The organism is Kitasatospora sp. NPDC058492, from assembly GCF_042720685.1.
Lineage (GTDB): Bacteria > Actinomycetota > Actinomycetes > Streptomycetales > Streptomycetaceae > Kitasatospora.
The window spans coordinates 34,248-50,820 of the sequence record NZ_JBHXMU010000063.1 but is presented as its reverse complement, the minus strand read 5'-3'; the positions used below and the strand labels follow the sequence as shown (position 1 = coordinate 50,820).

Annotated in this window: 17 protein-coding genes; 13 read left to right on the top strand and 4 right to left on the bottom strand. The window is 73.4% G+C overall.

The genetic code is table 11. The features are described from left to right. Positions 1-123: 123 nt before the first annotated feature. The 3 genes from ACFWPI_RS31970 to ACFWPI_RS31960 form a co-directional block, all read right to left on the bottom strand. Positions 124-1,227: an SCO1860 family LAETG-anchored protein gene (locus tag ACFWPI_RS31970; protein ID WP_380378122.1), complete on the bottom strand. Its 1,104-nt coding sequence runs from the start codon at positions 1,225-1,227 to the stop codon at positions 124-126. Between the two features lie 184 nt (positions 1,228-1,411). After that, positions 1,412-2,089, bottom strand: coding sequence for a uracil-DNA glycosylase (locus ACFWPI_RS31965; RefSeq protein WP_063349566.1), 678 nt, complete (start codon positions 2,087-2,089; stop codon positions 1,412-1,414). A gap of 133 nt (positions 2,090-2,222) precedes the next feature. After that, the gene (locus ACFWPI_RS31960; RefSeq protein ID WP_063349565.1) at positions 2,223-3,314 is read right to left on the bottom strand and encodes an amidohydrolase family protein; all 1,092 of its coding nucleotides are present in this window, start codon (positions 3,312-3,314) and stop codon (positions 2,223-2,225) included. 97 nt (positions 3,315-3,411) lie between these two features. Between ACFWPI_RS31960 and ACFWPI_RS31955 the strand changes: the two genes are divergently transcribed. Together ACFWPI_RS31955 and ACFWPI_RS31950 are read left to right on the top strand one after the other, a co-directional pair. Beyond that, positions 3,412-4,497 carry a pyridoxal-phosphate-dependent aminotransferase family protein gene (locus tag ACFWPI_RS31955; RefSeq protein WP_380378119.1) on the top strand — a complete coding sequence of 362 codons (1,086 nt, stop codon included), beginning with the start codon at positions 3,412-3,414 and terminating at the stop codon, positions 4,495-4,497. 253 nt (positions 4,498-4,750) lie between these two features. Beyond that, complete coding sequence (locus tag ACFWPI_RS31950) at positions 4,751-6,331, top strand: phosphonate degradation HD-domain oxygenase (protein ID WP_380378118.1); 1,581 nt, start codon at positions 4,751-4,753, stop codon at positions 6,329-6,331. A gap of 36 nt (positions 6,332-6,367) precedes the next feature. Here the strand turns inward: ACFWPI_RS31950 and ACFWPI_RS31945 are convergent, their stop codons facing one another. After that, positions 6,368-7,147 carry a GntR family transcriptional regulator gene (locus ACFWPI_RS31945; RefSeq protein WP_063349562.1) on the bottom strand — a complete coding sequence of 260 codons (780 nt, stop codon included), beginning with the start codon at positions 7,145-7,147 and terminating at the stop codon, positions 6,368-6,370. Between the two features lie 369 nt (positions 7,148-7,516). On the opposite strand from ACFWPI_RS31945, the gene ACFWPI_RS31940 reads away from it, so the two are divergent. The 11 genes from ACFWPI_RS31940 (at position 7,517) to ACFWPI_RS31890 (ending at position 16,545) form a co-directional block, all read left to right on the top strand. Then, complete coding sequence (locus ACFWPI_RS31940; RefSeq protein ID WP_063349561.1) at positions 7,517-8,683, top strand: ABC transporter substrate-binding protein; 1,167 nt, start codon at positions 7,517-7,519, stop codon at positions 8,681-8,683. 7 nt (positions 8,684-8,690) lie between these two features. Continuing rightward, complete coding sequence (locus ACFWPI_RS31935) at positions 8,691-9,740, top strand: ABC transporter permease (protein WP_380378116.1); 1,050 nt, start codon at positions 8,691-8,693, stop codon at positions 9,738-9,740. After that, on the top strand, positions 9,740-10,549 hold the full coding sequence (locus tag ACFWPI_RS31930; protein WP_063351452.1) for an ABC transporter permease subunit: 810 nt from the start codon (positions 9,740-9,742) through the stop codon (positions 10,547-10,549). The genes ACFWPI_RS31935 and ACFWPI_RS31930 overlap by 1 nt, the downstream gene beginning before the upstream one ends. A 78-nt stretch (positions 10,550-10,627) precedes the next feature. Further along, entirely contained in the window at positions 10,628-11,713 is a 1,086-nt protein-coding gene (locus ACFWPI_RS31925) for an ABC transporter ATP-binding protein (RefSeq protein WP_380378114.1), read from the top strand. 55 nt (positions 11,714-11,768) lie between these two features. After that, positions 11,769-12,524: an HAD family hydrolase gene (locus tag ACFWPI_RS31920; RefSeq protein ID WP_380378112.1), complete on the top strand. Its 756-nt coding sequence runs from the start codon at positions 11,769-11,771 to the stop codon at positions 12,522-12,524. A gap of 5 nt (positions 12,525-12,529) precedes the next feature. After that, a complete protein-coding gene (locus ACFWPI_RS31915) occupies positions 12,530-12,850 on the top strand; it encodes a multidrug efflux SMR transporter (RefSeq protein WP_063349558.1) in 321 nt (106 codons plus the stop codon). A 102-nt stretch (positions 12,851-12,952) separates the two neighbouring features. Further along, a complete protein-coding gene (locus ACFWPI_RS31910) occupies positions 12,953-13,441 on the top strand; it encodes a hypothetical protein (protein ID WP_380378109.1) in 489 nt (162 codons plus the stop codon). A gap of 165 nt (positions 13,442-13,606) precedes the next feature. Then, a complete protein-coding gene (locus ACFWPI_RS31905; RefSeq protein ID WP_063349556.1) occupies positions 13,607-13,903 on the top strand; it encodes a hypothetical protein in 297 nt (98 codons plus the stop codon). Next, positions 13,900-15,219 (top strand): putative T7SS-secreted protein, encoded by a 1,320-nt coding sequence (locus tag ACFWPI_RS31900; RefSeq protein WP_380378107.1) that lies wholly within the window; start codon positions 13,900-13,902, stop codon positions 15,217-15,219. Before ACFWPI_RS31905 ends, ACFWPI_RS31900 begins: the two co-directional genes overlap by 4 nt. Further along, positions 15,209-15,889 carry a hypothetical protein gene (locus tag ACFWPI_RS31895; protein WP_380378105.1) on the top strand — a complete coding sequence of 227 codons (681 nt, stop codon included), beginning with the start codon at positions 15,209-15,211 and terminating at the stop codon, positions 15,887-15,889. The genes ACFWPI_RS31900 and ACFWPI_RS31895 overlap by 11 nt, the downstream gene beginning before the upstream one ends. Then, entirely contained in the window at positions 15,886-16,545 is a 660-nt protein-coding gene (locus ACFWPI_RS31890; RefSeq protein WP_380378103.1) for a hypothetical protein, read from the top strand. Before ACFWPI_RS31895 ends, ACFWPI_RS31890 begins: the two co-directional genes overlap by 4 nt. Positions 16,546-16,573: the final 28 nt, after the last annotated feature.

Genomic DNA, 16,573 nt, shown 5'->3' with positions numbered 1-16,573 from the left:
GTCGCCCCGGCCGCCGACGTGCACACCGGGCGGGGCGCGTGTCTCGGGCGGGTGGTTTGTGCTGGCCCCCGGGTCGGGGGGAGGGGCCGGGGGGGCCGCCCCCCCACCGCGAGGGGCCGGGACTCAGCTCCGGCGGGCGTGCGCGGCCCGGCGGCGCCGGGTGGCCCACAGGGCGCCGGCCCCGCCGGCGACGAGGGCCGCGGCCCCGGCGGCCAGCGGGCCGGTGGCGCTGCTGCCGCCGGTCGCGGCGAGGCCGGCGGTCGGCTTCTCCGACGGGCCGGGCTTCTCGGTCGCGGCCTGCGGGACGACGGCGCGGGTGGTGGTGTCGGCGACCGGCTGGGCGGTGGCGGCGGTGCCGGTCGGCGCGGGCGACGTCGGGGCCTGGGTCGCCTGGGTCGGGGTCGCACTGGCGGCCGGCGCGGAGGGCTTCTCACAGCTCACCGAGGCCACGGTGATCTTGCCGGTGACCTTGGCGACGTTCAGGTTCAACGGGTTCACCTCCACCTGCACCTCCAGGGCGGAGGCGGCCGCGGTGGTCGAGGTGGTGCTCTTCTTGGAGAGCTCCACCGACACGCTGCCGATCAGCGGCACGTCCACCTTGGTCGGCCCGTACAGGCCGATGGTGACGGGCTTGCCGAGCACCGTCAGCTTGGCGGGCGCGACGACGTCGGCGGTCGGCTGCCCGTCGACGGGGCAGGTCGCCTCGGCGCTCATCGCCTCCAGGCCGATCAGCGTGGTGGCGGGCAGGCCGGGGGCGTGCACGTCGGCGTTGACCAGCTTGACGGAGGCGGCGGTGCCCTTGGCGTCGATGCGGGTCACGGCCGTGCCGATGTCGGCCTTGACCAGGGTGACCGGGCCCTGCTGGTCGACGCCGTCGACCTTGGCGGTGAGCAGCGAGCCCTCGCGCTGGGCCGGCGTCTCCACCTTGTTGAGCGCGAGGTCCACCGGGACGTCGACCGTCTTGTTCAACAGGCTGACGTCCAGGGCGAGTTCGGCGGTGACGGCGCGTGCCTTGCCGGGCGAGGCGGCGGACGGCTGCGAGGACGACGCAGTGCCCGCCGGGGTGGCCGCCGGCGCGGCCGGGGCGGCGTACGCGGGCGGGACGGTGAGCAGCGTGCAGGCCGCGACCACGGCGGCGGCGGAAGCGGCTCGGCGGACGGAACGAGCGGAACGGGTGGAATGGGCGGAGCTGGTGGAACTGGCCGAACGGGTGGAACGAGAAGACATGGCGGTACCCCCACAGGTGCTGTTGATCCGGAGCGCGCCCAGACGTCACCCGCGACAGGCGGGGAGGGGCCGGCGTTCCGAACGGTGAGCCGCCAGTCTTCTCGAACAGTCCGTCACAGGAGCCACACAGAACGTCATTTCACTCGTTGGAGTGAGATTGACGTCTGCCGCTGACTCCGGTCTGCTACGGCAGTCGCCAGTCCACCGGCTGCGCCCCCTGCCGCGCCAGCAGCTCGTTCGCCCGGCTGAACGGCCGCGAGCCGAAGAAGCCGCCGCTCGCCGAGTACGGGCTCGGGTGCGCCGACTCGATCGCCGGGATCTCCCCGAGCAGCGGCCGCAGGTTGCGGGCGTCGCGCCCCCACAGGATCGCCACCAGCGGGCCGCCGCGCGCCACCAGCGCCCGGATCGCCTGCTCGGTGACCTCCTCCCAGCCCTTGCCCCGGTGCGCGGCGGGCTTGCGCGGCGCGGTGGTCAGCGCGCGGTTGAGCAGCAGGACGCCCTGCTGCGTCCACGGGGTGAGGTCGCCGTTGGACGGCTGGGGCAGGCCGAGGTCGCTGCCGTACTCCTGGAAGATGTTGATCAGGCTGGCCGGGATCGGCCGGGTCTCCGGCGCCACCGAGAAGCTGAGCCCGACGGCGTGGCCCGGGGTCGGGTACGGGTCCTGTCCGACGATCAGCACCCGCACGTCGGCGAAGGGCTGTTGGAAGGCCCGCAGCACGTTCGGCCCGGACGGCAGGTAGGTACGGCCGGCGGCCAGTTCGGCGCGCAGGAAGTCGCCCATGGCGGCGACCTGCCCGCCGACGGGCTCCAGGGCGGTGGCCCAACCGGGCTCGACGATCTCGTTCAGTGGACGCGGTGCCATGGTGGCCACCCTATCGGCCTACGCCGACAGCGCGTTCAGCGGATGATCATGCATGCGAACCCGGGGCCGACTGGCCCACCAGCCACGCACCCCACGGCCGCCCACGACGGGTCGCCCGCCACCGGCCACCCGCTCACCCCACCGGCCGGCCGCGCAGCACCACCAGCCGCGGGTCGGCGAGCACCCGGACGTCCGCCCGCGGGTCCTCCCCGTACACCACGAAGTCGGCCGACTCCCCCTCCTCCAGCCCCGGCCGCCCCAGCCACTCCCGCGCACCCCAACTGGCCGCCGACAGCGCCTGCGCCGGGCTCAGCCCCGCCTTCACCAGCTCCGCCACCTCCTCCGCGACCAGCCCGTGCGCCAGCGAGCCGCCCGCGTCCGTGCCGACGAACACCGGGATGCCGGCGTCGTGCGCGGCGCCGACGGTGGCGTAGCGGCGCTCGTGCAGCCGCCGCATGTGGGCCGCCCAGGCCGGGAACCTGCCCTCGCCGCCGGCCGCCAGGCCCGGGAAGGTGGCGATGTTGACCAGCGTCGGGACGATCGCCACGCCGCGCTCGGCGAAGGCCGGGATCAGCTCCTCGGTCAGCCCGGTGGCGTGCTCGATGCAGTCGATGCCGGCCGCCAGCAGGTCCGGCAGCGACTCGGCGGCGAAGCAGTGCGCGGTGACCCGCGCGCCTTCCTCGTGCGCCGCCGCGATCGCCTCGGCCAGTGCGTCGCCGGGCCAGCAGGCGGCGAGGTCGCCGCGCTCGCGGTCGATCCAGTCGCCGACCAGCTTCACCCAGCCGTCGCCGCGCCGGGCCTCCGCACGGACGTACGCGGCGAGGTCGCCGGGCTCGATCTCGTGCGCGTAGTTGCGGATGTAGCGGCGGGTGCGGGCGATGTGCCGCCCGGCGCGGATGATCCGGGGCAGGTCCTCGCGCTCGTCGATCCACCGGGTGTCGGCGGCCGAGCCGGCGTCGCGGATCAGCAGGGTGCCGGCGTCACGGTCGGTGAGCGCCTGCTTCTCGCTGGTCTCCGCGTCGACGGCGCCGTGCGCGTCCAGGCCGACGTGGCAGTGCGCGTCCACCAGACCGGGCAGCACCCAGCCGGTCACCGTCCGGACGTCCTCGGCGCCGGGCGGGCGGGTGAAGCTCACCCGGCCGTCCACGACCCAGAGTTCGTCCCGGACGTCCTCCGGACCGACCAGCACCCGACCCCGGACGTGCAGCACCGCGCCATCGCTCATGGCCCGCACTCTACCGACGGGCGTGTTCCCTGTAAGCAGCAAGAATGCGGCAGACTCGTGCCGACACCCATCACCTCATGCCCGAAAGGCCGCCACCGTGAGCCCCTTCCTCGACCTCCCCCCGCTCAGCGCCGCCGAGTTCGCGGCGATCGAGGACCAGGTGGCCGCACTGCTGCACACCACCGCGGACGTCATCGTCACCCAGGGTGAGGCGCTGCTGCCACTGGAGGCCGCGATCCGCGGCGCCGCGCACCCCGGCTCCACCGCGCTCAACATCGTCACCGGCCCGTACGGCCAGACCTTCGGCAACTGGCTGCGCTCCTGCGGGGTCGAGGTCGTGGACCTGGCCGTCCCCTTCGACAGCGCGGTCAGCGCGCAGCAGGTCGCCGACGCCCTCGCCGCCCACCCGGCCGTCGACTTCGTCTCCCTCGTCCACGCCGAGGCCGCCACCGGCAACACCAACCCCGTCGCCGGAATCGCCGCCGCCGTCCGCGAGCACGGCGCCCTGCTGATGCTCGACGCGGTCGCCTCCGTCGCCGCCGAGCCGCTGCTCACCGACGAGTGGGGCGTCGACCTGTGCGTCATCGGCGGCCAGAAGGCCATGGGCGGCCCCGCCGGGGTCTCCGCCGTCTCCGTCTCCCAGCGCGCCTGGGAGCGGATCGCCGCCAACCCGGCCGCCCCGCGCCGCTCCTACCTGTCCCTGCTCGACTGGAAGGAGCGCTGGACGGACGCCGGGCGCACCGTGCTCCCGCACGCCCCCGCCCAGTTGGAGATGCTGGCCCTCGGCGCCTGCCTCGACCGGATCGCCGCCGACGGCCTGCCCGCCGTCATCGCCCGCCACCGCGCCGCCTCCGCCGCCACCCGCGCGGGCGCCCGCGCGCTCGGCACCCTCGCCCCGTTCGTCACCAAGGACGCCCACGCGGCCCCCGTCGCCACCACCCTGCGCACCCCGGCCGGCGTGCACGCGGCCGAGCTCGCCGCCCGCCTCGACCCCGCCCTCCCCGTCCAGCCCGGCGGCGGCCCCCTCGCCGCGTCGATGCTCCGCGTCAACCACTACGGCCCCGCCGCCGCCCTGCCCACCGTCCACGCCTGCCTCACCGCCCTCGCCACCGCGACGGACGCGGACCCGGCCCCGGCCCTGGCCGCCGCGGAGGCGGCCTGGACGGCAGCCGTCCAGGGCTGACACCACGGCGCCGTCGAGGCCCGATCACGCGGAGCGGCCCCCGGGACACCCGGTCCCGGGGGCCGCTCCGTCTCACCCTCGGACAGGACCTGGTCCCACGCGGCGCGGCGGGTTTCGGCCATCGGCTCCCGGCACAGTTCCCGCAGCGTTCATCTGCGCGGCACGCCGATCTCACCGGGGGCAGGCAGGCTCCGGCCAGGGGTGAAGTTGGCTATACAACTTCACCCGGGACGCCGCCGAGGAGGAGACCACCGTGACCGAGCTGCCGCCGTACTGGCTGCGCGACAACTGCCCGTGCGCCGAGTGCCGGGACCCCAGGAACGGGCAGAAGCTGTTCCAGATCGACGACCTGCCGCAGGACCTGGCGGTCGCCGCGAGCACGGAGACCGACGGGGGCCTGGAGGTGCTCTGGTCGGACGGGCACCGCTCGCGGTACCCGCTGGAGTGGCTCGGCGCCGAGCGGGACGGCGACGGGCGGACGGAGGAGGGCAAGCGGCTCTGGGTGGCGGCGGACTTCGCACACGGGATCCCCGAGGCGCGGTGGGAGGCGTACCTGGCCGACCCCGCCGAGCAGGCCGCCGTCCTCACCGCCGTGCGCCGCAGCGGCTTCGCGGTGCTGCGCGGGGTGCCGACGGTGGAGCGGCAGGTCCTCGCGGTGGCCGAGAGCTTCGGCTACGTCCGGGTCACCAACTACGGGGAGCTGTTCGACGTCCGGGTCGAGCCGGATCCGAACAACCTGGCGTTCACCAGCGTCGCGATCGCGCCGCACACCGACAACCCGTACCGGGACCCGGTGCCGACGCTCCAGCTCCTGCACTGCCTGGAGAACTCCGCGACCGGCGGCGACTCCGGCCTGGTGGACGGGTTCCGGGCCGCGGCGCTCCTCCGGGAGGAGGCGCCGGCGGACTTCGAGACGCTCACCCGCACGCCCGTCCCGTTCGTCTTCCGCGACCGCCGCACCGAACTGCGCGCCGACCGCCCGCTGATCGAGGTGAACGCCCTCGGCCGGATCCGCGAGGTGCGGTTCAACAACCGCTCGATCGGCACCCTGCGCGGAAGCTCCGGCGAACTGACGGCCTTCTACGCCGCGTACCGCCGCTTCGCCGCGATCACCCTGCGCCCCGAGCTCCAGCTCGCCTTCCGCCTCGACCGCGGCGACTGCCTGGTCTTCGACAACACCCGGCTGCTGCACGCCCGTACGGCCTTCCAGCAGGACGGCCACCGCCACCTCCAGGGCTGCTACGCCGACCTGGACACGCTGGGCAGCACCCTCGCCGTGCTGCACCGGCGCGCCGCCGCGCTGGACGCGATCGCCGGGCTGTTCGCGGGCGAGGGCGCCGGGGAGTACCTGGGCGAGGAGGTCACCATGGCCGAGCACATGCTCCAGGCCGCCGCTGCCGCCGAGGCGGCCGGGGCGCCGGACCACCTCGTCGCCGCCGCACTGCTGCACGACGTCGGACACTTCCATGGCGCGCTGCACGGACGCGACTTGATGGAGGGTCAGGACAACCGGCACAGCGACACCGGCGCCGACTGGCTGGCGCGGTGGTTCGGCCCGGAGGTGACCGAGCCGGTCCGGCTGCACGTGGCCGCCAAGCGCTACCTGTGCGCGGTGGAACCGGACTACCGGCAGCGGCTGTCCGAGGCCTCGGAGTACACCCTCACCGTCCAGGGCGGCCCGATGGACGAGCGGCGGGCCGCCGCGTTCGCCGAACTCCCGGGCGCCGCCGACGCGGTGGCCGTCCGCCGCTGGGACGAGCAGGCGAAGACGGCCGGGGCGCCGACACCCGGATTCGAGCACTACCGCCCGCTGCTCGCCGCGCTCATGCGCTGATGGCGCCGGCCGGCACGCCCGGGAAGAGGGCCAGGCTCAGTCACCCTCCCGGGCGTGCCGCGAAAGCGCCGACGCGGCCAGCGAGTTGTGGATGCTGAACGCCACCGTCCCGGGCAGGTAGCGGTCCTGGGACCACTCCACCGGAGTGCCGGTCGGGTCCGTCGTGCGCCGCCGTTCGCGCAGCAGCGGGCCGCCGCGGCGGCAGCCGAGGAGCCGGGCGTCCTCGGCGTTGGCGGCCACGATGTCGATGGTGTGGTCGGCGTCGGTGAACAGGATGCCGTGCTCGCGCAGGACTTCGGTGTGCGAGACGACGTCCGCCGGCAGCTCGGCGACGATCTCGCCGACCCGCGGCGGGTAGATGGTCCGCTCGACCATCACGGGCGTGCCGGAGAGGGTGCGCAGCCGGACGGTCACGTACACCTCGGCGCCCGGCTCCAGGCGCAGTTGCTCGCGTTCGGCGGTGTCGGCGGGGCGGCGGACCAGCGAGTCCAGGATGCCGCCGGGCTCCTCGCCCATCGAGTACGCCCAGTGCGTGAAGCTGAGCAGTTCGGAGAAGCTCTGCACCCGGGCGCCCCCGAGCACGACGCGCCGGGTGCCGCGGCGGGAGGTGACCAGCCCGTCGGAGCGCAGGACGGCGAGCGCCTGGCGGACGGTGCCGCGGGAGACGCCGTACTGCTCGGCGAGCGCGCCCTCGGCGGGCAGCCGGCCGGCCTCGCCGTACGCGCCGGTGGTGATGGCCTCGCGCAGGTCGGCGGCGACCTTCCGGTACAGGGCGCCGGGAGCGCGCTCGGCGGGGCGCCCGGGCTCAAGTGCCACGTCAGTCAATGTCCCTCCTGGGGCGGTGTCCTGCGCAGCCGTACCGGCACGGACAGCCCGACCTTATCCCGCTGCGCCTTTGAAGCATCGCACCGAACGGATCACGCTCCGATGGCCGGATTCGACCGTTCCCGCAGCCGACCCCGGTTCTGGGCCGTCCGTTCACCTTCCCGTCATCGGACTCCGGCGTACTTACGTCCGTCAGCGAAGTTGGCTAGTCAACTCGGACGGCCTCGAACGGCTCCGGGCGGCTCCGAACGGCACCGGGCACCTCAGAACGGCTCCGAACGGCCACTCGCACGATCCCCCGATCAGACAACCCCACCGCAGCTCACCCCCTTGCAGTACACCCGATCAGGAGACTGACCCGTGTCCGTGCACCGCGCCCGTTCCGCCGCCTTCGCAGCGGTCCTGACCGCCGCCGCGCTGTCCCTCACCGCCTGCGGCTCCGCCGGCTCCTCCACCGCGAAGTCCGGCGACGCCGCGGGCGGCAAGAGCGCCAAGACCGCCACCTCGGTCGCCGACTTCGGCGGGATGGACGGCCTGATCGCCGCCGCCAAGAAGGAGGGGAAGCTGCACGCCATCACGCTGCCGCGCGACTGGGCGAACTACGGCAAGCTGATGGACGACTTCAAGGCGAAGTACGGCATCGAGATCGAGGACGAGAACCCCGACGGCGCCAGCCAGGACGAGATCAACGCGATCACCTCCCGCAAGGGCCAGGACCGCGCCCCCGACGTCGTCGACCTCGGCTCGGCCTTCGCGCTCAGCGCCGCCAAGCAGGGCCTGCTGGCCCCGTACAAGGTCACCGACTTCGACAAGATCCCGGCCACCATGAAGAACGCCGACGGCCTGCACTACAACGACTACGGCGGCTACATGTCGATCGCGTGCGACGCCAAGAAGGTGTCCGCCTGCCCGAAGACCTTCGCCGACCTGCTGAAGCCCGAGTACAAGGGCATGGTCGCCCTGAACGGCAACCCGACCAAGGCCGGTGCCGCGTTCGGCGCCGTCTACGCGGCCGCGCTCGCCAACGGCGGCTCGCTGGACAACATCCAGCCCGGCATCGACTTCTTCGCCAAGGTCAAGCAGGCCGGCAACTTCAACCCGGTCGAGGTCACCCCGGCGACCATCGAGAAGGGCGAGACCCCGATCAGCATCGACTGGTCGTACCTGAACGCCGGCTACGCCGACAAGTTCAGGAGCAAGGGCATCGACTGGCAGGTGACCATCCCCTCGGACGGCTCCTACGCGCAGTACTACAACCAGGCGATCAACAAGGACGCGCCGCACCCGGCCGCCGCCCGCCTGTGGGAGGAGTACCTGTACAGCGCCGAGGGCCAGAACGGCTTCCTGGGCGGCTACGCCACCCCGGCCCTGTTCGACGCCATGAAGACGGCCGGCACCCTGGACGCCGCGGGCGCCGCCAAGCTCCCGCCGGTCGAGAAGCCCTTCACCACCTTCCCGACCCAGGAGCAGACGGACACGGCCAAGAAGACCGTGACCGAGAACTGGGCCAAGGCGATCGCGGGCTGACCTGACGATGACCACGGCTCCCACCCCGGTGCCGGCCCCCGCCTCCGCCGCCCAGAGCGGCGGGGGCGCCCCCGGCCCCGCAGCAACCACCCCCGCCACCGCCGACGCCACAACGGCCAAGGCCACCGACACCGCGGACACCACGGCCACCACGGCCAAGAGCACCGAGACCGCCGAGACCGCCAGGGCCCCCCGCCCCGGCAAGCCCCGGGCCGGCCGCGGCCGCGCCTGGCTGGCCGCCCTCCCCCTGCTCCTGTTCTTCCTGGTCGGCTTCGGCCTGCCCGCCGTCGCGATCGCCATCGGCGCGTTCACCACCTCGCCCGACGCCCCCGACGGCGGCGGCACCTTCACCACCGACAACCTCACCGGCTCGCTGCAGGGCGCCTACTGGACCGCCCTGTGGGGCAGCGTCAAGCTCTCCCTGCTGACCGCGCTGATCGCCACCGTGGTCGGCCTGCCGCTGGCCCAGGCCGTGGCCACCTCCCGGTTCCGGGTGTTCCGCGAGGCGGTGCTCTCCGCCTCCGGCGTGCTCGCCAACTTCGGCGGCGTGCCGCTCGCCTTCATGTTCGTCGCCACCCTCGGCAACGCCGGCGAGGTCACCAAGAAGTTCGGCCTCACCAGCCACGGCTGGAACCTCTACACCTTCACCGGCCTCTCCGTGGTCTACCTGTACTTCCTGGTGCCGCTGATGGTCATCACCATCACCCCGGCCCTGGAGGGCCTGCGCACCCAGTGGCGCGAGGCCGCGTACAACAACGGCGCCACCGTCGTGCAGTACTGGCGGCACGTGGCCCTGCCGGTCCTGGTGCCCTCGCTGCTCGGCGGCTTCGTGCTGCTGTTCGGCGCCTCCTTCGCCGCGTACGCCACCGCCGAGGCCATGGTGGGCAGTTCGGTGCCGCTGATCTCGATGCAGATCGGCGACGCGCTGTCCGGCAACGTCCTGGTCGGCCAGGGCAACCTCGCCCTCGCCCTCGGCCTCGACATGATCGTGGTCGCCTGCCTGGTGATGGCCGTGTACCTGCCCCTTCAGCGCCGGAGTGCCAAGTGGCTCGCCTGATCAATCGCATCCGTTTCGGCCGCGGCCTCGTCCTGCTGCTCTGCGGCGTCTACTTCGCCGTACCGCTGGCCTCCTCGGTGATCTTCAGCGTCGACGACAACAAGGGCGGCACCACCTTCCGGGCCTACACCGAGCTGCTGAACGCGCCCGGCTTCCTGGACAGCCTGGTGCTGAGCCTGGAGCTGGCCGGCGTCACGGTGGCGGTGCTGCTGCTCCTGCTCGTCCCGGCGATGCTCGCCGCCCGGCTCGGTGCGCCGAAGCTGCGCCCGGTGATCGAGGTGATGTGCTCGATGCCGCTGGTCGTCCCCGTGGTCGCGCTCACCACCGGCATCATCGGCGTGCTGCGCTGGGGCCCGGACTACCTCCAGGACACCCCGCTGTTCCAGACCATCGTGGCCATCCAGGACCCGAAGTTCCCGATCGTCCTGGTCATCGCCTACGTGCTGATGGCGCTGCCGTTCGCCTACCGGGCGCTGGACGCCGGGCTGCGCGGCGTGGACGTCGCCACCCTGGTCGAGGCCGCCCGCAACTGCGGGGCCGGCTGGCTGCGCGCGGTGTTCACCGTCGTCCTGCCGAACCTGCGCAGCGCGCTGCTGAACGCGGCCGTCCTCACCGTCGCCCTGGTGCTCGGCGAGTTCACCACCGCCTCCATCCTCGGCTTCGCCCCCTTCTCGGTGTGGATCAACTCCAACGGCAAGAGCGACGGCCAGATGTCCGTCGCCGTCTCGATGCTCAGCCTGCTGATCGTCTGGCTCGTCCTGCTGCTGATGTCCGCCGTCGGCCGCGGCCGCAAGGGCGCGCGGGCCTGAGACACCCCGCCGCGCGGCCGTCCCGCGCCCTGGCCGCACGGTCCTGAACCACCCCACGCTTTCCAGGAGTCACCAGCCATGACCACGGTTTCCGCCCCCGTCGCCGGTGCCGCGCTCGCCCCCGGCGGCGCCACCGTCGAGTTCCGCTCGCTGCGCCGCTCGTTCGGCGCCACCACCGCCCTCGACGGCCTGGACCTGACCGTCCACCCGGGCGAACTGCTCGCCCTGCTCGGCCCGTCCGGCTGCGGCAAGACCACCGCGCTGCGCATCCTGGCCGGCTTCGAGCAGCACGACTCCGGCGAGGTCCTGGTCGACGGGCAGGACATCACCGCGATCCCCGCCCACAAGCGCGACGCGGGCATGGTGTTCCAGTCGTACAGCCTCTTCCCGCACCTGAGCGCGCTGGACAACGTCGCCTTCGGGCTGCGGATGCGCGGCGCCGGCAAGGCCGAGCGCCGCAAGCGCGCCCAGGAGCTGCTGGAGCTGGTCGGCCTGCCGCACCGCGCCGAGCACTACCCGCACCAGATGTCCGGCGGCCAGCAGCAGCGCATCGCGCTCGCCCGGGCGCTCGCCCTGCAGCCGCGCGTGCTGCTGCTCGACGAGCCGCTGTCCGCGCTGGACGCCAAGGTCCGCCTCCAGCTGCGCGAGGAGATCCGCCGGCTCCAGCAGGAACTGGGGATCACGACCCTGTTCGTCACCCACGACCAGGAGGAGGCGCTGTCGATGGCCGACCGGGTCGCGGTGCTGCGCGCGGGCCGGCTGGAGCAGTGCGCCACCCCGTCCGAGCTGTACGGCCGCCCGGCCACCGCGTTCGTCGCCGAGTTCGTCGGCACCATGAGCCGCATCCCGTGCACCCGCACGTCCGACGGCGTCGAGGTGCTCGGCCGCCGGCACGCGGTGGACGGCGACCTGCCCGCCGACGGCGAGCTCCAGGTGCTGGTCCGCCCGGAGAACGTCACTCTGACCCCGTCCGAGACCGGCCCGGCCCTGGTGATCACCGCGTCCTTCCTGGGCGCCGTCACCCGGCTCACCGTCCGCCTCGACGACGGCACCGAGGTCAAGGCCGACCTGCCGACCGAGGCCGCCGCCGCGCTGCCGGCCGGCTCGCGCGCCGAGCTCCTGCTGCCGGAGCGTCCGGTGCTGGTGGACCGCCGCACCGTCTGAGAGCCTCGAACCCCATCTGCGTAGCACCATCTGATGAACCACCGAAGGTACCGCCATGCCTGAAGCCCTGACGCCCGACTCCGCTCTGACGCCCAAATCCTCCGTGACGCCCGACCCCCTGGCCCCCGGCGCCCCGGCGCCCGAGGCCCCCCGCCCCGCCGCCGTCCTGTTCGACATGGACGGCACCCTGGTCGACACCGAGCAGCTCTGGTGGCAGGCCGCCGCCGAACTCGCCGACGAGCTCCACCACGCGCTCACCGACCAGGACGCCCCCGAAGTGCTCGGCCAGGCCGTCGAGCACACCGCCGCCCACCTGCACAAGGTCAGCGGCACCACCCTCACCGAGGCCGAACTCGCCGCCCGGCTCGGCGAGTCCTTCGCCGCCAAGGTCGCCGCCGAGACCGTCCCGCGCCCCGGCGCGCTCGCCCTGCTGGCCTCCCTGCGGGACGCGCAGGTGCCCACCGCCCTGGTCTCCGCCTCCCCGCGCCAGGTGGTCGACCTGGTCCTCGCCGCCATCGGCCGGGACTGGTTCGCCGTCACCCTGGCCGCCGAGGACACCCCGCGCACCAAGCCCGCACCGGACCCGTACCTCGCCGCCGCCGAACGGCTCGGCCTGGACCCGGCCACCTGCGTCGCCGTCGAGGACACCCCGACCGGAGTCGCCTCCGCCGCCGCGGCCGGCTGCGCCGTGCTCGCCGTGCCGTCCACCGCGACGCCGATGCCCGACGGCGGCCGGATCACCCTGCTCGCCAGCCTGGAACAGGCCGACCTCGCCCTGCTGGGGAAGCTCGGCGCCGCCCGGGCCGTTTGACCGGCATGCCCTATCTCCTGCTCTCCCTCGCCATCCTGAGCGAGGTCTGCGCGACCAGCTGCCTCAAGCTCACCGAGGGGTTCACCCGTCTCTGGCCGAGCCTGGGGGTCGCGGTCGGCTACGTGCTGTCCTTCGTGCTGCTCGGGCGCGCGCTCAAGCACATCCCGGTCTCGGTCGCCTACGCCGTCTGGTCGGGGGCCGGGACGGCGGCGGTCGCCGGAATAGGCGTGGTCGCCTTCGGCGAATCGCTGGGACGCCTCCAGTGGCTGGGGATCGCCCTGGTGATCGTCGGAGTGGTCGTGCTCAACCTCAAGAACAGTCACTGACGGGCCGCCACCCCGGCCCACGGTGCTGGTCAACTGCCCTTTCGGAGCGGGAAGTCGGATGTGCCGACCGCCCGCTCCGAGCGGTTCGCTACCGTGGGCCCCATGAGCGACCCACGGCCCCACCACTACCGCTTCGTCCACCGCGAGCTCGCCCGCCAGGTCCTCGAATTCGGCCCTCGGCTGACCGTCCCGGACGCCGGCGGCAGCCTCCTGCCCGTCCTCACCGGCATCTGGGACGACCTCGGCCAGACCCTCCCGCCCGAGGACCGGCTGCCCAGCCACGGCCTGGACTGCCGGCACCTGCGGGCCGACGGCCACCCCCTGCTGCTCGTCACCCTCCCCACCCCGACCGGCGCCACCGAGGCCCACTTCGTCGCCGCCGTCCACCCCCAGGGCGCCAAGACCGTCCGCTACGTGACCCTGGAGCACGCGCTCAACCCCTTCGACGGCAGCCCCGGCACCGTCCTCGGCGAGTGGTCCTCCGAAGGCCACCTCAACCACGGCGAGGGCCCCTCCCCCGTCGCCGAACTCTTCGTCGCCGCGGTGGCGAAGCTCGTCGCCCCGAAGAAGCGCGGCTTCTGGCGCCGCTGACCCCGACGGCGCCCGGCCGCCTCCCGGCCGCCGCCGACGCCGCCGCGCGCTGGCGCATCGTCAAGATCCCGTCACCGCAACGTGAAGCACCCGTCACAACAGATCGCCCGCGCACCGACTGCGGCTATGCTCGGCCGGTCACGCCATCGACACATCGGGGGAGCAGTGGCCGACTTCACGGTCAGCACCGAGTTCCTCGCCAAGCTGGCCAAGGACCTCAAAGGCTGCGGCGACGAACTCGACCAAGGACTCAAGGCGCTCAAGGAAGCGAGTCGCAGCGGACTGGGCTACGACTTCCTCGACGAGGCCTGCGGACACTTCCAGGGCACGTGGGAGTACGGGCTGAAGAAGGTCCGCGAGTGCGTCAAGATCCTTGACGACGGCCTGGAGCAGGTGCAACAGGGCTACGACAGCACCGAACAGGACACCACCAAGGCCCTCACCCCCCAGGGGCGGTCGTGACCGCCCCCACGCCGGACTGGTCCGGCCTCGGCTTCAACCCGACCCCCGGCGACACCGCCGCGGTCACCGGCCTCAGCGGCAGCCTGCGCCGGGTGGGCCAGCACCTGACCGACGTCCACACCACGCTCTCGCAGCTCTCCGCCAACCAGGGCCAGTGGACCGGCGAGGCCGCCAAGGCCTTCGCCGGCCAGTTCGGCAAGCTCCCCAAGTACCTCCAGGACGCCGCCGAATCGATCACCGCCGCCTACCAGGCCCTCGACGTCTGGTACACGGCACTGACCGAACACCAGCCCAAGGCCGCCGAGTTGGCCCGCGCCGCGGTCGCCGCCAAGCAGCAGAAGGAGCAGGCCGAACAGGCGCACACCGCCGCGGCCGCCGCCCCCGACCTCAAACTCGCCGGCCAGACCTTCCCCGACGACGCCGGCCTCGCCGCCGCCGAGCAGCGCTACGCCAAGGCGAAGGACCACCTGGACGCGGCCGCCGCACTCGTCGGCAGCGCCGCCAACGACCTCACCGAGCTCCAGAAGCAGGCCCACGAACTCGCCGGGGGCCACAAGTCCGACGCCCACAAGACCGCGGCCGCCATCCGCAAGGCCGCCGACAGCAAGGCGCCGCCGGAGCCCGGCTGGCTCAGCAAGGTCGGCAACTGGCTCAAGAACCACGGCGCCGACATGCTCACCGTCGCCGCCGGCCTCTGCGGCGTCGCGGCGATCTTCTTCCCCGCCTTCGCGCTGCCGGCCCTCCTGCTGAGCGCCGCCGCCGCAGGCACGCACGCGACCAAGTACGCCCTTGAGGGCAAGCTGTGGCCGCCGCAGAAGAACATCGGCAACTGGCTGACGCTGGGCGGCGACGTGATCGGCGCGATCCCCGGGGTGGGCGTCGCGGCCAAGGGCCTGAACGCCACCCGGGGGGCGCGCGCCGCCGGTGGGAGCGTACGCGGCGCCATGAGCGCCGGTACGACCGAGGTCCGGGCCGCCGCCCGCGCCGTCGACCCGGCCAACCCGATCTTCACCACCGCGATCGAGAAGCCCGCCATCAAGCTCGGGGTCTCCAAGGCCACCGCGATGAACGTCTCCGACGGCGTCCAGGCCGCCACCACCTTCGGGCTCAACGTCCCGACGGCGTACGCCCTCAGCCAGGACAATCCGAGCGGCGGCCTCACCGACGCCGTCAACTACACCACCGGCGGCAACAACGTCATCGGGTCCGTCGGCGTCGGCACCGCCGGCGGCAAGGGGTCCGCCGTCATCGGCACCGTGTCCGCCGTCGGCAACCTGCTCGGCATGGGCGGATGGGCGGCCGGCTATGGCCGTTGAGACCACCGGGATTCCGCCGCTCTGGCTCACCCTGCCCGCGGGCTTCACCCCCCTCGACCTCGACGAGGACCTCGGCGACCGGATGGCCCGCACGGCGGAGGGCCTGGACGCGGCCTTCCCCGACGCCCGGCCCGAACAGAAGCTCGGCACCGTGATCGCCGCCGAGACCGCGCTGCAGACCCAACTGCGCGAGGGCGCGGTCCACGTCTCCAGCTGCCTCGTCCGGGCCGAGGACGGCGAGCCCATCCACGGCATGCTCACCGTCTTCGTCCGCCCGCAGGACCTCGGCGCGCCCGGCAGCTACCCCGCCCGAATCGCCGAACAGCTGGCCGAGGCCTGGCCGGACGCCGACGTCGGCGTGGTGGACCTGCCGACCGGCCGCGCCGCGCTCGCCGCCCGCGACCTGGCCGTCCCGGTGCCCGGCGCGGTGTTCGGCGTGCCCGAGTCCACCGTCAACACGGTGCGCCAGCTCGAACTGCTGATCCCGCACCCGTGGAGCCCGCACGTGGTCGCCGCCGTCTTCACCACCGAGGACCTCGACCACTGGGACGAGTGGCTGCCGCTCCTGGCCACCGCGTTCCGCGGCATCTCCTTCCACCCACCCCGGGACGAGAGCGCCGACGCGCTGCCACCCGACCAGTGGGACAACATCCGAAAGGCCTTCGGATGACGACCCTCCCACACGGCCAGGACACCCGCGACGGGCTCCGCCGCCTCCGCGGCACACTGGCCCTCATCGCCCTCTCCACCGCCATCCTCATCGGCGTCACGGCACTGAACGTGTACGTCAACTCGTTCGTCGCCACCATCGTGGGCTTCGCCTACCCCGTGGTCATGCTGCTCGCCCTCGCCCTACGACGCGACGCCGACAGCAACCCCGCGTTCCAGCGCAAGGCGTTCGCCTGGGGCGCAGGCATCGCCGCCGTCGCCTTCGTCGCCTACCTGTCGGGCTCCGTCGCCTGGACCAACCTGATCCTGGACTCGGGCCGGACGGTGCAGGCCGTAGTCCTCAACGAGAAGACGACCGACTCACTCCACGGCTCCGGACGGGCCTACGCCCTCGCCTCGACCGACCCGGCCGGCGAGATCCCCGGCGGCGACCTCGAAGAGAGCTCCACCCGGTTCAAACCCGGCGACGTCATCACCGTCCGCATCGACCCGGCCGGCCAGGTCGCCCCCAAACTCCCCGGCGAAGTCGACTCCACCGCCTACCTGTTGACATTCCTCGCCTGCAACGCCCTGATCGGCGGCACCCTGCTCTGGTCCGCACGCAGACCCACACCGCCACACGCCCCCTCCGACCCCGCGACCCGGATCGGTCCGTGACCCAGATCACTCCGTAGCCCGCAACCCC

What these genes read in the sequence shown, in the direction of transcription:
- ACFWPI_RS31915 (WP_063349558.1), top strand. Translation starts at nt 12,530, where the DNA reads ATGCCCTATCTCCTGCTCTCCCTCGCCATCCTGAGCGAGGTCTGCGCG.
- ACFWPI_RS31920 (WP_380378112.1), top strand. Translation starts at nt 11,769, where the DNA reads ATGCCTGAAGCCCTGACGCCCGACTCCGCTCTGACGCCCAAATCCTCC.
- ACFWPI_RS31970 (WP_380378122.1), bottom strand. Translation starts at nt 1,227, where the DNA reads ATGTCTTCTCGTTCCACCCGTTCGGCCAGTTCCACCAGCTCCGCCCAT.
- ACFWPI_RS31935 (WP_380378116.1), top strand. Translation starts at nt 8,691, where the DNA reads ATGACCACGGCTCCCACCCCGGTGCCGGCCCCCGCCTCCGCCGCCCAG.
- ACFWPI_RS31960 (WP_063349565.1), bottom strand. Translation starts at nt 3,314, where the DNA reads ATGAGCGATGGCGCGGTGCTGCACGTCCGGGGTCGGGTGCTGGTCGGT.
- ACFWPI_RS31965 (WP_063349566.1), bottom strand. Translation starts at nt 2,089, where the DNA reads ATGGCACCGCGTCCACTGAACGAGATCGTCGAGCCCGGTTGGGCCACC.
- ACFWPI_RS31925 (WP_380378114.1), top strand. Translation starts at nt 10,628, where the DNA reads ATGACCACGGTTTCCGCCCCCGTCGCCGGTGCCGCGCTCGCCCCCGGC.
- ACFWPI_RS31910 (WP_380378109.1), top strand. Translation starts at nt 12,953, where the DNA reads ATGAGCGACCCACGGCCCCACCACTACCGCTTCGTCCACCGCGAGCTC.
- ACFWPI_RS31895 (WP_380378105.1), top strand. Translation starts at nt 15,209, where the DNA reads ATGGCCGTTGAGACCACCGGGATTCCGCCGCTCTGGCTCACCCTGCCC.
- ACFWPI_RS31890 (WP_380378103.1), top strand. Translation starts at nt 15,886, where the DNA reads ATGACGACCCTCCCACACGGCCAGGACACCCGCGACGGGCTCCGCCGC.